The following is a 15,653-nucleotide window of genomic DNA, read 5'->3' on the forward strand; positions in this document are numbered from 1 at the left end:
CATACCGGGAAAGACGATGGCCAGCCAGGACCCCTTGCTCCAGCCCTATCAGCTCAAGCATCTGATGCTGAAGAACCGCGTGATGTCCACCAGCCACGAGCCGGCCTATTCCGAGGACGGCATGCCCAAGGAGCGCTATCGCCTTTATCACGCGGAAAAGGCGAAGGGTGGCATGGCGCTGACCATGACGGCTGGTTCGGCCATCGTCTCGCGCGACAGCCCGCCTGCCTTCGGCAATCTGCACCTTTATGACGACGCCATCGTGCCGTGGCTCTCCGAACTGGCCGATGCCTGCCATGAGCATGACTGCAAGGTGATGATCCAGATCACCCACCTCGGCCGCCGCACCAGCGGCTGGAACAAGGGGGACTGGCTGCCGGTGCTGGCGCCGTCACCGGTGCGGGAGCCCGCGCACCGTTCCTTCCCCAAGGCCATCGAGGACTGGGACATGGAGCGCATCGTGGCGGACTATGCCGCCGCCGCGCAGCGCTGTCAGGCGGCGGGACTGGATGGCATCGAACTCGAGGCCTACGGCCATCTGATGGACGGGTTCTGGTCGCCCGCCACCAACCATCGCGAGGACGAGCACGGCGGGCCGCTCGAAAACCGGCTGCGCTTTACCTTCATGGTGCTCGACGCGATCCGCAAGGCGGTCGGGAACGCGTTTGTCGTCGGCATCAGGCTGGTGGCCGACGAGGATTTCGCCACCGGCCTTTCCCGGGAGGAAGGCGTGGAGATCGCCCAGCGGCTGGCGGGGTCCGGCCGCATCGATTTCCTCAACATCATCCGCGGGTCCATCGAGACGGACGCCGCGCTTACCAAGGTGATCCCCATCACCGGCATGCGCTCTTCCCCCCACCTGGATTTCGCCGGAGAGGTGAGGGCGGCAACGAAGTTCCCGACCTTTCATGCGGCACGCATCGCCGATGTCGCCACCGCGCGCCATGCGATCGCCACCGGCAAGCTCGATATGGTCGGAATGACGCGGGCTCATATTGCCGATCCGCACATCGTCAAGAAGGTGATGGAAGGCCGCGAACACGAGATCCGCCCCTGTGTGGGGGCAACCTATTGCCTCGACCGCATCTATGAAGGCGGTGAGGCACTTTGCATCCACAATGCCGCGACCGGGCGCGAGGCGGCCATCCCGCACATCATCCGCAGGACGGATGGGCCGCTGAAGAAGATCGTCGTCGTCGGTGCGGGGCCAGCCGGCCTCGAAGCGGCGCGCGTCACCGCCGAGCGCGGTCATTCCGTCACCATTCTGGAAGCCACGGGCGAAGCCGGCGGCCAGGTTAGGCTCGCCGCCCAGAACCCGCGCCGCAGGGAGTTGATCGGCATCGTCGACTGGCGACTGGCGGAGCTGGACCGGTTGGGCGTCGAAATGCGCTACGACACATGGGCGGAGCAGGACGATGTTCTGGCGCTGGCGCCAGATGTGGTCGTGGTCGCGACGGGTGGCCTGCCGCAGAATCCGCCTCTTGAGGCCGGCGACGATCTCGTCACCTCAAGCTGGGACATCATGGCCGGCAGCGTCAAGCCGGGCGAGACCGTGCTGCTGTTCGACGACAATGGCGGCCATCAGGGCATGGGCACGGCCGAGGTGATCGCCAATGCCGGCTCGAAGCTGGAACTGGTTTCACCGGAGCGGTTCTTCGCGCCGGAAATGGGCGGCATGAACCATGTGCCCTATATGCGCGTCTTCCGCGAAAAGGGCGTCACCGTGACCATCAACACGCGCCTGAGATCGGTGCGGCGCGAGGGCAACCAGCTCGTGGCCACGCTGGGGTCGGATTTCGCCGACGGCTGGAGCGCCGAGCGGTGCGTCGATCAGGTGGTAGTGGAACATGGCACCGCGCCGCTCGATGACCTCTATCTCGCCCTCAAGCCGCTGTCGCGAAACCGGGGCGGCATCGATTATGAGCGGCTGGTGCACGGCGGCGATATCTTCCCGGTCCGCAACGGCGAACGCGGCCTGATCATGTTCCGCATCGGCGACGCCGTCGCCTCGCGCAATATACATGCCGCGATCTATGACGGCCTGCGCTATGGCCTGCGTATCTGAGGCGGGCCGAGGTCAGGCCTTCGACTGCTGGATGGCCAGGAAGAGATTGGTGCAGCGGGTGCCGGAGCGGCAATAGGCAAGAATCGGAGCCGGAAGCTCCTCCAGTGCCTTGGCCTGATCAGCGACGTTGTCGGCGGTCATCTGGCCGCTCACGACCGGAATATAGCGGAAGGTCAGGCCCGCTGCCTCGACGGCCGCGCGCACCGCATCCTGCGTGGGCTGGTCCACCTGTTCGCCGTCAGGACGATTGCAGATCACGCTTTTGATGCCGGCCGCCTTGATCTGTGCCACGTCCTCGAGCGCGATCTGGCCGGTGACCGAATAGTCTTCGCTGATCTGACGGATTTCCATGGATACCTCTGGAAGGACTGGGAGCCGCATGACCTGCGGCGGGCGCGCCCTTCATGCCAAAGCTGAAGGTCGCAGACAAGATATGGAACTGCCATCGCGGTGTTTTTGCGACATGCCCTCATCTTCGCTCCCTGCCGGGCTTGCCGTGGAGGAATGCTCTATCTACACAAGCCCTGCCCAGTCAGGGCGGACAGGTTTCAGGAAGGAAGACAAAATGAGCATTCGTCGTGTCGAAGTTGGCCAGCGCATGAGCCAGGTCGTCGTGCATGGTAACACCGCCTATCTGGCCGGTCAGGTGGGTGAGGGTGAAAGCGTCAAGGCGCAGACCCGCGATATTCTGGCCACCGTCGACAGGCTGCTCGCCGAGGTCGGCTCCGACAAGACCAAGATCCTTCAGGCGATCATCTGGCTCTCCGACATGTCGACCTTTGCCGAGATGAACAAGGTGTGGGACGAGTGGGTGCCGCAGGGACACGCTCCGGCCCGTGCGACCGGCGAAGCCAAGCTGGCCGCTCCCAAATACAAGGTGGAGATCATCGTCACCGCCGCTGTCTGACAAGAGTGCCGGTGCCGCGCCCGTCTTGTCCGAAGGGCGCGGCATCGTTCCAATCTGCAGGGACTCACGCGCCTTGGCCTCTTCGTTAAGGGCTGTTGCAAAGCGTTATCGGAGTTGGCCGCCGGCAACCGCCATACCCCGCCCAGAACACGAAAAAGCCTGAATTCTTTCCTTTCGATCGACGCGCTTCGCTTCTAGGATTGGGGGAAACAGCCAGAGTGGCGGGCAGGGGAGAAGCCAGGACTCCCGGCCTGTCGCGCGATGCAACCATTCTCATTTAAAACGGTTTATGGTTGCAATGGCCTCCCCGATGCCACGCCCGTTTTTCGCCTTGTGGATTTTTAATGAATATTCAGATCAGCCCGGATCGCCTTGAAGCCCAAACCGCTGCCATGCCCCTGGCGGCGGAATTGCCGATAAGGGCTCAGTTCTACCAGGAAGACAGGCTGCGGCTGCTTGGCAAGCAGATGGCCGAGGGCGAAACGCAGAGCCTGGCCGGGCTCGGCACCTTCGATTTCCAGACCCGTATCCGCGAAAGCGCCGCCAGGATACTGGAGGTCTATCGCTCGACCAACTCCGCACAGGCCAAGGGCGAAACGATTACGCCAGCCGCGCAATGGCTGCTCGACAACAATTATCTGGTCGAGGAAACCATCTACCAGATCAAGCGCGACCTGCCGCGCCGCTTCTACCGCCAGTTGCCGACCCTCAAGCTTCCGGACGGCACCAGCGTGCCTCGCGCCCTGGCGATCGCTTGGGCCTATGTCGCGCATTCGGACAGCTCCGTTTCGGCGCAGACGTTCAAGGCGATCGTCGAAGGGTTCCAGTCCGTCGAGCCGATGAAGATCGGTGAGATATGGGCCCTGCCGTCCCTGCTGCGCTTTGTCCTGATCGAGAATTTGCGCCGGCTTGCCCTGCGGGTCGAGCGGGCGCGCCAGATGCGCGTGATCGCCAACGAGGTCGCGGATCGGGCGCTTGCCTCGGCCGACGGCGGCGAGCGCGAGGAAATGCTGAGCCGTTACGGCGCCTATGCCCGCGACACCACCTTCGCGACCCAACTCCTCTATCGCTTGCGTGACGGATCGCAGAATGCGGGCAGGGCGCTCGAATGGCTGGAAGGCGAGTTGGAGAAATCCGATTCGGACGCCGAGCAGATCATCATGGCCGAGCATCAGACGCTTTCGGCCGGCAACGTCACCACCGGCAACATCATCCGCGGCCTGCGCCTCATCAACGACGTCGACTGGACAGTCTGGTTCGAGGAAGTCAGCCGCATCGACGAGGTCCTGCGCCAGAAGGCCGACTATTCCGCGCTCGATTTCTCTTCGCGCGACCAATACCGCACGGCCATCGAGGAACTGGCGCGGCGCTCCGGCGGCTCAGAATACAGTGTGGCCGAGACTGCGGTCGATATGGCGGCCAGGTCGGTCGGCCGCGCGGACGCCGGCGGAGAGCCTTCCGATGTCGGTTTCTATCTCGTCGGCGCCTGCCGCGAGGTGCTGGAAAAGGAAATCGGCTATCACCCGCCTTTCGGCCTGTCGCTGAAGCGATCCTTCCGCAAGGCGGGTTGGCTGGGCATCTTCGTTCCCGTGTTCGCGCTCACCGCGCTGCTGCTTTATCTGAGCGGCAACGCGCTCGCCGTGCTCGGCCTGCCGGTGTGGGCCATCGTGCTGATGCTGGTGCTGTTCGCGGTGCCGGCAAGCGAGGGCATGCTCGGTTTCTTCAACACGGTGGTGCTTCTGTTCCTCAAGCCGACACGTCTCGTCGGTTATGACTACAAGGACGACATACCTACCGAAGCGCGCACCCTCGTCGTGGTGCCGTCGTTGATAGGGTCGCGCGACGATGTCGAGGAGAACATCCGCAATATCGAAGTGCACCACCTCGCCAATGTCTCGGACGAGCTTTATTTCGCGCTTCTCTCCGACTGGCCCGACAGCCATGCGGAGCTTGACCAGGCCGATATGGAAATCCTCGATTTCGCCCGCGCCGAAATCGCTCGTCTCAACCAGCGCTACCCGACGACGGGCACGCCGCGCTTTCATCTCCTGCACCGGCGGCGGCTCTACAACCCCTCGCAAGGCGTCTGGATGGGTTGGGAGCGCAAGCGCGGCAAGCTGCACGAACTGAACCTGCTGCTGCGCGGCGACGGCGACACCACTTTCATGCCGCCGGATGCCCCGCTGCCGGAGAACGTCGTCTACGTGATGACGCTGGATGCCGACACCCGCACCACGCGCGATGCCGTGGCCAAGCTGATCGGCAAGCTCGCCCATCCGCTCAATCGCCCGCATTTCGATGCGGCCAGCAAGAAGGTCAATGCCGGCTACACGATCCTGCAACCGCGCATTACGCCCTCGCTGACCACGGGCGACGAGGCCTCGTTCTTCCAGCGCGTGTTCTCGACGGATCGTGGCCTCGATCCCTATGTTTTCGCTGTGTCCGATCTTTATCAGGACGTGTTCGGCGCCGGCACCTTCACCGGCAAGGGCCTCTACCACATCGATGCGTTCGAGGCGGCTCTGCGGGATCGCTTCGAGGAAAACACCATTCTCAGCCACGATCTGGTGGAAGGCTCCTTCGCACGCTCGGCCCTCGTCACCGATGTCGAACTGGTGGAAGACTATCCGACCCGCTACTCGGTCGATGCCTCGCGCCAGCACCGCTGGGCACGCGGCGACTGGCAGCTTCTCAACTTCATCATCAACCCCCTGTCGGGGGTGCCGGCCCTGTCGCGCTGGAAGATGGTGGACAATCTGCGCCGCACGCTGACGCCCATCTTCTGGGTGATGGCGGCGATTGCCGGATGGACGTTGCTGCCTTTCACCCAGGCCGCGCAATGGCAGGCGCTGCTGATCCTCACCCTGTTCATGGCGCCGACCTTCAACATCGTCAACGGCATGTGGCCGAAGAGCCGGGACTCCACGCCGCGCGGCCACTTCTCGGCCCTGGCGCGCGACATCGCCTTCGGCACGGCCATGGTGGCGCTGCGCATGGTGCTGATGGCGCATTCCGCTTGGATGATGACCGATGCCATCATCCGCACGCTCTACCGGCTTTTCGTCTCCCGCAAGAACCTGCTCGAATGGCGCACCGCCTCGCAGGCTCACAAGGGCGGGGCGAATGACCTCGGCTCCTATTATTCAGCCATGTACGGGGCCGTCATCATCGGCGTTGCCGGCCTGGCCATTCCGGTCTTCAACGATTCGACCGGCGCGTTCGTCGCCTTCTTCTTCGCCCTGTTCTGGGTCGGCTCGCCGGCCTTCGCCTGGGTTATCAGCCGCTCGGCCGAAACCGAGGATCGGCTGCACCTGGCGCCCAGCGACTTGTACGCGCTGCGTATCGCGGCCCGGCGCACATGGCATTATTTCGAAAGCTTCGTCACCGAGGAACATCATCACCTGCCACCGGACAATTTCCAGGAAAGTCCGGCACCGGTTGTGGCGCCGCGCAGTTCGCCGACCAATATCGGCGTCTATCTTCTGTCCGTGGTATCGGCGCGCGATTTCGGCTGGATCAGCATGGCCGATGCCGTCTCGCGCATCGAGGTAACGCTGTCGACCATCGAGAACATGCCGCGCGAACGCGGGCACCTGTACAACTGGTACGACACCAAGACGCTGAAGCCGCTGCATCCGCTTTACATTTCGGCCGTCGACAGCGGCAATCTCGCCGGCCATCTGGTGACGGTCGCGGCAACTTGTGCCGAATGGGCGGAAGCGCCGTCGGTGCATCTCCATGGCGATTTTGAAGGCGTGCTCGACGTTGTCGCCATTCTCGATGAAAGCCTTGACGAATTGCCGGACGACCGCCGCCAGTTGCGCCCGCTGCGCCAACGGCTGGCCGACCGCCTGGATGGCATGCGCCGCGCGGTGCACACCATCAAGGAACAGCCCGAGATGGCGTCCATCCGCACCATCAACCTGTCGGTGCTGGCCGGCGAGATCAGAAAGCTGGCGGCGGCTATCCACGCGGAAGTCGGCTCCGGCCGTTCGGATGTGGTGGTCGACTGGGCTGCGCGGCTGGAGGCGACCTGCGAGGCGCATGTGCACGATTCGCACAGCGACGACCGCACCGTCGAGGAATTGCGGGGACGCCTGCTTCGCCTGCGCGAGCGGGCGCGCCGCTTCGCCTTCGAGATGGACTTCTCCTTCCTGATGCGCCATGAGCGCAAGCTGCTCTCCATCGGCTATCGCGCGGAGGAGCATCAGCTTGACGAAAGCTGTTACGACCTTCTGGCGTCGGAAGCGCGCCTGACCTCGCTGTTCGGCATCGCCAAGGGCGACCTGCCGACCGAGCACTGGTTCAAGCTTGGCCGCCCCATCGTGGAGATCGGCTTTCGCGGCGCGCTGATGTCGTGGTCGGGCTCGATGTTCGAGTATCTGATGCCGCCGCTGGTGATGAAGGAGCCGCAGGGCAGCCTGCTCAACCAGACCAGCAATCTCGTCATCAAGCGCCAGATGCAGTACGGCCGCCAGCGGAACGTGCCATGGGGCATTTCCGAAGCCGCCTACAATGCCCGCGACCGCGAACTGACCTATCAGTACACCAATTTCGGCGTGCCCGGCCTTGGCCTCAAGCGCGGCCTGGCGCAGAATCTCGTGATCGCGCCCTATGCCACCATTCTGGCGGCGCAGTTCATGCCGCGCGAGGCGGTGGAGAACCTGAAGCGGCTGCGGAGCATCGGCGCGCTGGGACGCTACGGCTATCACGACGCCGTGGACTTCACCCCGCAACGTGTGCCGGAGGGCGCCGACCATGCCGTGGTGCTGAACTACTATGCACACCATTCCGGCATGTCCATCGCCGCCGTGGCGAACGTCGTGTTCGAAGGGCGTTTGCGTGACCGCTTCCATTCCGACCCGGTGATCGAATCCGCGGAACTGCTGCTGCAGGAGAAGGCGCCGCGCGAAATCCCCGCCGATACGGTACGCACGGAAGCGGAAGAGCGGCCCTTGCTGGACGAGCAGGAAACGCAGAGCCTCGACACCCGCATCATCCCCGATCCGGCGACGGCCTTGCGATCCACCTGCCTGATGTCCAACGGGCGTTATTCGGTGATGGTTACGGCCACCGGCTCCGGTCACAGCCGCTGGGGCGACCTCGCCGTAACCCGCTGGCAACCCGACCCGGTGGAAGACCGGATGGGCTCCTACATCTTCCTGCGCGATGTCGACACCGGCGAATGGTGGTCTGCCACCGTCGAGCCGAAGCAGGCGCCAGGGGAGGTGACGCAGACCTACTTCTCCGACGACAAGGCGACCTTCGCCAAGAGCGTGCAATCGCTGCGTTCGGAAGTGGAATGCATCGTCATCTCGGAAGGGCACGGCGAGGGCCGCCGCGTGACGCTCCACAACGACGGTTCGAGCGACCGCTATATCGAGGTGACCTCCTTTGCCGAACTGGTGTTGGCGCCCGAGGCTTCGGACAATGCCCACCCGGCCTTTTCCAAGATGTTCGTGGAAACGGAGATTTCCTCCAACAACGGCGCTATCTTCGCCCGCCGGCGCAAGCGCGACGAGCGCGAGGTCGACATCGTTGCCGTACATTTCGTCACCGATCCGACCGGCCTGGCGCGCGACACGGAAGCCGAGACGGACCGGCGCGCCTTCATCGGGCGCGGACGCACCATCGCCGATCCGGCAGCCATGGAGGGAGGCACGCGGCTTGAAGGCCGCGCCGGGTTTACACTCGACCCGATAGCCGCCCTGCGCCGCAGGGTACGCGTGCCCGCCAACAAGAAGATATCGCTCACTTTCTGGACCTGCGTGGGTTCGAACAGGGAAGAACTTGATGACGCGATCAACCGGCTCGATCATCCCGAAAGCTTTGCCCGTCAGGCCATGCTGTCCTGGACCCGCTCACAGGTCCAGACCCGCCATCTCGGCCTGAGCCTCGCGGATGCTGCCATCGGCCAGAGCCTGGCGCGCTACCTGATCTATCCCGATCCGAACCTGCGTCTGCCCTCGGAAGCCATCACCGCCGGGCTTGGCAAGCAGTCCAGCCTGTGGCCGACCAGCATTTCGGGCGACTATCCGATCTTCGCCATCCGTATCGACGATCTGGCCGACCTCGAAATCGTCGCGCAGGGCCTGCGCTACCAGGAATATATGCGCGCGCGGGGGCTCACGGCCGATCTGGTCATCGTCAACGAGCAGTCGTCCTCCTACGTGCAGGATCTGCAGCAGGCGATTGACTATCTGTGCGAGAACAGCCGCCTGCGCGGCTCCGAACTCGGTCCGCGCCAGCATATCTTCGCGGTGCGCCGCGACCTGATGGATGAGCCGACCTATCGCACCTTGCTGACCTCGGCGCGGGTGGTCCTGCATACGCGCAACGGCACGATCAGCGACCAGATCGAGCGTGCCGAGATCACGGCCCTGCAGGCGCGCGAGGTCCAGAATGGCTCGGCCGCCGCGCCGGCCTCGCGGGAAGAGGCGCCGGTGCCGCTGCCCTTGCCGGCGGTGGCGCCCGCCAAATACAAGCCGGCGGATGGAAAGGGACTGGCCAACTGGAACGGCTTCGGCGGTTTCGAGGGCGACGGCCGCCGCTATGTCGTGCGGCTTACCGGCCACAGGGTCACGCCGCAGCCATGGATCAATGTGGTGTCGAACGACGCTTTCGGCTTCCATACTTCGGCCGAAGGGGCTGGCTTCACCTGGAGCCGCAACAGCCGCGACTACCAGATCACGCCGTGGTCGAACGATCCGGTGACAAACCGGCCGGGCGAGGGGGTCTATATCCACGATCTCGACAGTGGGGCCGCCTTCTCGCCGCTCGCGGCGGTCGTGCGCGATCCGGCCGTGACCTATGAGGCCACTCACGGGCAGGGTTTTTCCAGTTTCCGCGCCCGGCGCGGCGTGCTGGATACGGAGCTTGCGCATGTGGTCGACCCCGCCGACCCTGTGAAGATTTCGCGCTTGCGCATCCGCAATTCCGGGGCGAACGCGATGCGGCTGCGGGTCTATGCCTATGCGGAATGGGTTCTGGGCACGCACCGGTCCCGCACGGCAGGCACGATTGTCCCCTCGCAGGATGCCTCGACCGGCGCATTGCTGGCCACCAATCCGTACAATCTCGACTTCGGTGGCCGCGTGGCGTTCCTCGCCAGCGACCGCCAGCCTGACTCCGTCAGTGCGGATCGCGCCGAATTCATCGGGCAGGGCGGTTCGAGCGAACGTCCGCAGGCGGTGCTCAAGGGCACAGCCCTGTCCGGACGGGTCGAGGCCGGCGACGATCCCTGTGCCGCGCTGGCGCGCGACATCGAGGTGCCGGCGGGCGGCGAGATCAGCCTGCTCTGGTTGCTGGGCGATGCCGAAACCGCGGCCGAGGCGGCGGCCTTGATCGCGAAGCACCGGGAGGCGGACTTCGACAGCCGTCTTGCGGCGGCGGAAACCGCATGGCGCGGTTTCCTCGACACCATCCAGGTGGAAACGCCGGACCAGACGCTCGACTTCATGGTCAATCACTGGCTGCCCTATCAGAGCCTGGCGTGCCGCATCCGCGCGCGCTCGGCCTTCTATCAGGCAAGCGGCGCCTTCGGCTTCCGCGACCAGTTGCAGGACACGCTGGCCCTTCTGGTCCATGATCCGAGCCTGGCCCGCGCGCAGATCCTCAATGCGGCGGGACGCCAGTTCCCCGAGGGCGACGTGCAGCACTGGTGGCTGCCGCGCACCGGCGCCGGCGTCCGCACCCTGATCTCCGACGACGTGGTGTGGCTGGCCTATGCCGTGGCCTACTACATCGACGTGACGGGCGACCGGGCCATTCTCGACGAGAAGCTGCCCTTCATTCAGGGCGAGCAGCTCGGCGAGGGCGAGCATGATGCCTTCTTCCTGCCGGAAAAGAGTGGCGAATCCGTCGCCCTCTACGAGCATTGCGCCCGTGCGCTCGACCTCGCCGTCAAGCGCAGCAGTCCGGGTGGATTGCCGCTCATCCTCGGCGGCGACTGGAACGACGGCATGAACAGCGTCGGCGACGAGGGCAGGGGCGAGAGCGTATGGCTCGGCTGGTTCCTGCTCAAGACGCTGGGCGATTTCACGCCGATCGCCAAGGCACAGGCAGACAAGGGACGCAGCGAGGCCTGGCAGGCACATGCCGCCGTGCTGAAACGGGCGCTGGAGAACAGCGCCTGGGACGGCCAGTGGTATCGTCGCGGCACCTTCGATGACGGGACGCCGCTCGGCTCGCGCGAGTCGCAGGAATGCAAGATCGATTCCATCGCCCAATCCTGGAGCGTGCTGTCGGGCGAGGGCGATCCTGCCCGCTCGCGCACGGCCATGGACAGCGCCAGCGAAATGCTGGTCGATGAGGAGAACAAGATCCTCAAGCTGTTCACGCCGCCGTTCTCCGAGTGGGAGAAGAACCCCGGCTACATCAAGAGCTATCCGCCGGGCGTGCGCGAAAATGGCGGCCAGTACACCCATGCGGCAACATGGTATGTCATCGCGCTTGCCGAGATGGGGCGGATGGATGAAGCCTATCAGTGCTTCTCCATGCTCAATCCCGTCAACCATGCGCCGGACGAGGCTGCCGCGGAGCACTACCGTGTCGAACCCTATGTCGTGGCGGCCGATGTCTATGGGGCCGACAAGGCCGGGCGCGGCGGGTGGACATGGTACACCGGTTCCGCCGGCTGGCTTTACCGGGCAGCGGTCGAGGCGATCCTCGGCATCCGCAGGCGAGGCGGCGTCGTCGAGGTCAATCCGCGCATACCCTCGCATTGGGAGGGCTATACGGCCACGCTTGCGCTGGGCGGCGGGCGCCAGACCATTCGGGTGCAGCGCAGCACGACCGCTGCCGCGCCGGTGCTTGAAGTGAACGGCAAAAAGCTCAAGGGAAATTCCTTCCCGCTGGACGAAGGCCAGGCAGAAGTAATTTTGACGTTACCGGCCGCCAAAACGGTTAGCCGGCTGGGTGCCGTCAAAACCACCTGAAGAATGGCGATCGGGAGGCATTGCGCCCGTTCCCCCTGATTTCCCGCTAAAATTGCGGCAGTCCCTTCGCGGATTGCCGCAATTTCGCCTTATGGCGGTCATTTTACCTTTCAACTCAAACCGTTAGCTGATCACGGCAGATTACTTTCCGTAGCTATGTTTTGTTCGCGAAACGGGAACTGAAGCGGTAAGGGAGCATTGTTCTGGCACGCATCGTTTAATACGTTTCCAGAAATGGTGCATTGCACAATGAACTGTTTAGCGGAGTAAACGAGTGTCCCTTCTACAAGTCTACTGGAGAGCGCTCGGCTATCTTGCCGCCGACAAGAAGCGGGTTGCCCTGATTTGCGGCGCCAACGTCACCCTGGCCATTGTCGCCATCCTTGAGCCGATCATGTTCGGCCGGGTCATCGACGCCATTTCCGATCGCGTCAACGTGGTGCCGTCGCTCGTCTTCTGGGCGGGGCTGGGCGTTTTCAACATCATCGCTTTCGTGCTGGTGGCGCGCGGCGCGGATCGTTTCGCCCACAGGCTGCGCGGCGACGTGCTCTCGCAGTCCTTCGAGCGCATCATCAACATGCCGCTGGCCTGGCATCACATGCGCGGCACCTCCAATTCGCTGCACACGCTGCTGCGTGCCGTCGAGACGTTGTTCACGCTGTGGCTGGAATTCATGCGCCAGCATCTTTCCACCGCTGTGGCGCTGATGCTGCTCATCCCCACCGCGCTGACCCTCGACCTGCGCATGTCGATGGTGCTGCTGGTGCTGGGCGCGCTCTATTTCATCATCGGCAGGCTGGTGATGCGCAAGACGCGGGAAGGGCAGGCCAGCGTCGAACGCCACTACCACCAGGTGTTCGCACACGTGTCGGACTCCGTCAGCAACGTTGCCGTGCTGCAGAGCTACAACCGCATCGGCCATGAAACCGCGGCGCTGAAGCGCTTCGTCAGCGACCTGCTGGATGCGCAGTATCCGGTGCTCGACTGGTGGGCGCTGGCGAGTGCCCTGCACCGGCTGTCCTCCACCATCTCGATGATGGTAGTGCTGCTGATCGGTTCCTACCTTGTCATGCATGGCCAGTTGCGCATCGGCGACGTCATTGCCTTCACCGGTTTCGCGACGCTGCTGATCGCCCGCCTCGACCAGGTTTCCGCCTTCGTCAACCAGATCTCGGAAGCCCGGGCCAAGCTCGAGGAGTTCTACCGCATGGAGGACTCGGCCCTCGAGGTGCGGGAACCTGCGGGCCTCCGCGAGATCGGCAAGGTCACCGGCCATATCCGCTTCGAGAATGTCGGCTTCGAGTTCCCGAATTCGGGGCAGGGCCTTGACGATGTTTCCTTCGAGGTGGCTGCCGGGCAGACCGTGGCCATCGTCGGACCGACCGGCGCCGGCAAGACCACGCTCATCAACCTGTTGCAGCGCGTGTTCACGCCGCAGCGCGGGCGCATCCTCGTCGACGGCATCGATACGCGCACCGTCACCGCCCGTTCGCTGCGCAACTGCATTGCCACCGTGTTCCAGGATGCGGGCCTTCTCAATCGCTCGATCGAGGAGAATATCCGCATCGGCTGCGCCGACGCCACCTATGAGGAAATCCATGAGGCAGCGCTCGCCGCCGCCGCACAGGACTTCATCCTCTCCAAGGGCGAAGGCTACGACACCATCGTCGGCGAGCGCGGCGGGCAGCTTTCGGGCGGCGAACGCCAGCGTATCGCCATCGCCCGTGCAGTGCTGAAGAACGCGCCGATCCTTGTTCTCGACGAGGCGACCAGCGCGCTCGACGTCGAGACCGAGGAGCGGGTGAAGCAGGCCATCGACGAACTGCGTCGCGGCCGCACCACCTTCATCATCGCCCACCGCCTGACCACCGTGCGCGACGCCGATCTGGTCGTGTTCATGGACAAGGGCAGGGTGGTCGAAATGGGTGGCTTCGCCGAACTCTCCCTGCGCAACGGTCGCTTTGCGGCGCTGTTGCGTGCCGGCGGGCTGCTCAACGACGAGGAAGTGCGTCGTCTTTCCCGCATCTCCGCCGTGCAGGAGGATGCCGCGGCCTGACATCGGCATGCGTCCTTCCGGCTGTTGCCCACGGCAGCAGCCGGGACTATGTAGCTTGTCATGACCGCTTCTCGCACCCGCCTGTCCAACTGGATGGACCTTGCCAATCCCACGCGCTTCGTCGGCTTCGCCGACAGGGCCATTCCATGGCTGACGGGTGCGGCCTGCCTGTTTCTGGCCGCCGGCCTCTACCTGAGCTTCGCGGCCCCCGAGGACTATCAGCAGGGCACGACCGTACGCATCATGTACATCCATGTGCCGTTCGCCTGGCTATCGATGATGTGCTATGCGCTGATGGCGACGTCGGCATTGGGCACGCTGGTCTGGCGTCATCCGCTTGCCGACGTGGCATTGAAGTCCGCGGCGCCCATCGGCGCCTGTTTTACGGCGCTGGCGCTCGTCACCGGCTCGATATGGGGTAAGCCGATGTGGGGCACGTGGTGGGTGTGGGATGCGCGGCTCACGTCCGTCTTCGTGCTGTTCCTGATGTATCTCGGCATCATCGCGCTGACCCGTGCGCTGGAAGACACGAGCAAGTCCGCATGGGCGGCCGCGATCATCACGCTGATCGGCTTCGTCAACATTCCGATCATCAAGTTTTCGGTCGACTGGTGGAACACGCTGCACCAGCCGGCCTCCGTGTTCCGCCTCGACGGCCCGACCATCGACGGCAGCCTGCTCAGGCCGCTGCTGGTCATGGCCATCGGCTTCACGCTGCTGTTCTTCGCCCTGCATATGATGGCGATGCGCACCGAAATCAGCCGCCGGCGCATCGCTTCGATGCGCAAGCTGGCGGCGCGTGGCGAACGCTGAGCTGGGCAGGGACATGGCCCGCCTATTGTGAGAGGAAGGCATGATGAAGCGCTCGCAAGTCAACGAAATCATCCGCGAAGCCGACGCCTTCATCCGCTCCTTCGGCTACATATTGCCGCCTTTCGCTTACTGGTCGCCGCAGGACATGCAGGACCGGCGTGCCGATTCCGCCGGCATTTTCGACGCCCGGCTGGGTTGGGATATCACGGACTACGGCCAGGGCAGGTTCGATGAACTCGGCCTGTTCCTGTTCACCGTGCGCAACGGCCGCTTCGAGGACATGAAGAAGGGCGCCGGCATGCTCTATGCCGAGAAGATCATGATCTCGCGCAAGGACCAGCTTTCGCCGATGCACCGCCATGTCATCAAGGCCGAGGACATCATCAACCGTGGCGGCGGCAAGTTGGTGCTGGAACTGTTCATGCCCGAGGAGGGCGGCGGCATCGATCCCGACGCCGAGGTTTCGGTTCCCATCGACGGCACCATCCGCAAGCTTCCGGCCGGTGGCCTGCTGAAACTCGATCCCGGCGAAAGCGTCACGCTTCTGCCGGGCGTCTGGCACGCCTTCTGGGGCGAAGGCGGCGATGTGCTGATCGGCGAGGTCTCGACCGTGAACGACGATCTTACCGACAACATCTTCCGCGACCCGATCGGCCGCTTTTCGGATATTGAGGAAGACGTAGCGCCGGTGCATCTGCTGGTGTCGGATTATGAGCGGTGGCTCGCGGCGTAGACCGCGCTTCAAGGTGGGTGCGCCCAGCAGCACATCATGTGGCGGCGATGTAGAAATGTCGCGGGTTGTGCAAAATAGAAATGTCGCCTCCCACGCTTGGGAAGGCAGGGCGCGGCAAGTTAGAAATGCGACAGTGAGGCGTT

General features: G+C 64.1%; 7 protein-coding genes. 6 read left to right on the plus strand and 1 reads right to left on the minus strand.

Annotated features, from left to right (window positions below):
* The first annotated feature begins 16 nt into the window (after positions 1-16).
* Complete coding sequence (locus ACVCNR_RS01450) at positions 17-2,065, plus strand: oxidoreductase (RefSeq protein ID WP_447073551.1); 2,049 nt, start codon at positions 17-19, stop codon at positions 2,063-2,065.
* A gap of 12 nt (positions 2,066-2,077) precedes the next feature.
* Here the strand turns inward: ACVCNR_RS01450 and ACVCNR_RS01455 are convergent, their stop codons facing one another.
* Positions 2,078-2,416, minus strand: coding sequence for a protein tyrosine phosphatase family protein (locus ACVCNR_RS01455; RefSeq protein ID WP_354195636.1), 339 nt, complete (start codon positions 2,414-2,416; stop codon positions 2,078-2,080).
* A gap of 214 nt (positions 2,417-2,630) precedes the next feature.
* Between ACVCNR_RS01455 and ACVCNR_RS01460 the strand changes: the two genes are divergently transcribed.
* The 5 genes from ACVCNR_RS01460 (at position 2,631) to ACVCNR_RS01480 (ending at position 15,510) form a co-directional block, all read left to right on the plus strand.
* Positions 2,631-2,972, plus strand: coding sequence for a RidA family protein (locus ACVCNR_RS01460; protein WP_447073552.1), 342 nt, complete (start codon positions 2,631-2,633; stop codon positions 2,970-2,972).
* 344 nt (positions 2,973-3,316) lie between these two features.
* Positions 3,317-11,908, plus strand: a complete 8,592-nt coding sequence (locus ACVCNR_RS01465; RefSeq protein WP_447073554.1) for a glycoside hydrolase family 94 protein — start codon at positions 3,317-3,319, stop codon at positions 11,906-11,908.
* A gap of 274 nt (positions 11,909-12,182) precedes the next feature.
* Positions 12,183-13,964 (plus strand): glucan ABC transporter ATP-binding protein/ permease, encoded by a 1,782-nt coding sequence (locus tag ACVCNR_RS01470; protein WP_354195630.1) that lies wholly within the window; start codon positions 12,183-12,185, stop codon positions 13,962-13,964.
* A 60-nt stretch (positions 13,965-14,024) separates the two neighbouring features.
* Positions 14,025-14,777: a heme ABC transporter permease gene (locus tag ACVCNR_RS01475; RefSeq protein WP_354195628.1), complete on the plus strand. Its 753-nt coding sequence runs from the start codon at positions 14,025-14,027 to the stop codon at positions 14,775-14,777.
* A gap of 43 nt (positions 14,778-14,820) precedes the next feature.
* Complete coding sequence (locus ACVCNR_RS01480) at positions 14,821-15,510, plus strand: D-lyxose/D-mannose family sugar isomerase (protein ID WP_447073556.1); 690 nt, start codon at positions 14,821-14,823, stop codon at positions 15,508-15,510.
* The last annotated feature ends 143 nt before the right edge of the window (positions 15,511-15,653 follow it).

The organism is Aquamicrobium terrae, assembly GCF_052978165.1.

Bases quoted from the DNA above. Each gene is read 5' to 3' on its own strand.
- ACVCNR_RS01475 (WP_354195628.1), top strand. From the start codon at position 14,025: ATGACCGCTTCTCGCACCCGCCTGTCCAACTGGATGGACCTTGCCAAT.
- ACVCNR_RS01450 (WP_447073551.1), top strand. From the start codon at position 17: ATGGCCAGCCAGGACCCCTTGCTCCAGCCCTATCAGCTCAAGCATCTG.
- ACVCNR_RS01465 (WP_447073554.1), top strand. From the start codon at position 3,317: ATGAATATTCAGATCAGCCCGGATCGCCTTGAAGCCCAAACCGCTGCC.
- ACVCNR_RS01460 (WP_447073552.1), top strand. From the start codon at position 2,631: ATGAGCATTCGTCGTGTCGAAGTTGGCCAGCGCATGAGCCAGGTCGTC.
- ACVCNR_RS01480 (WP_447073556.1), top strand. From the start codon at position 14,821: ATGAAGCGCTCGCAAGTCAACGAAATCATCCGCGAAGCCGACGCCTTC.
- ACVCNR_RS01455 (WP_354195636.1), bottom strand. From the start codon at position 2,416: ATGGAAATCCGTCAGATCAGCGAAGACTATTCGGTCACCGGCCAGATC.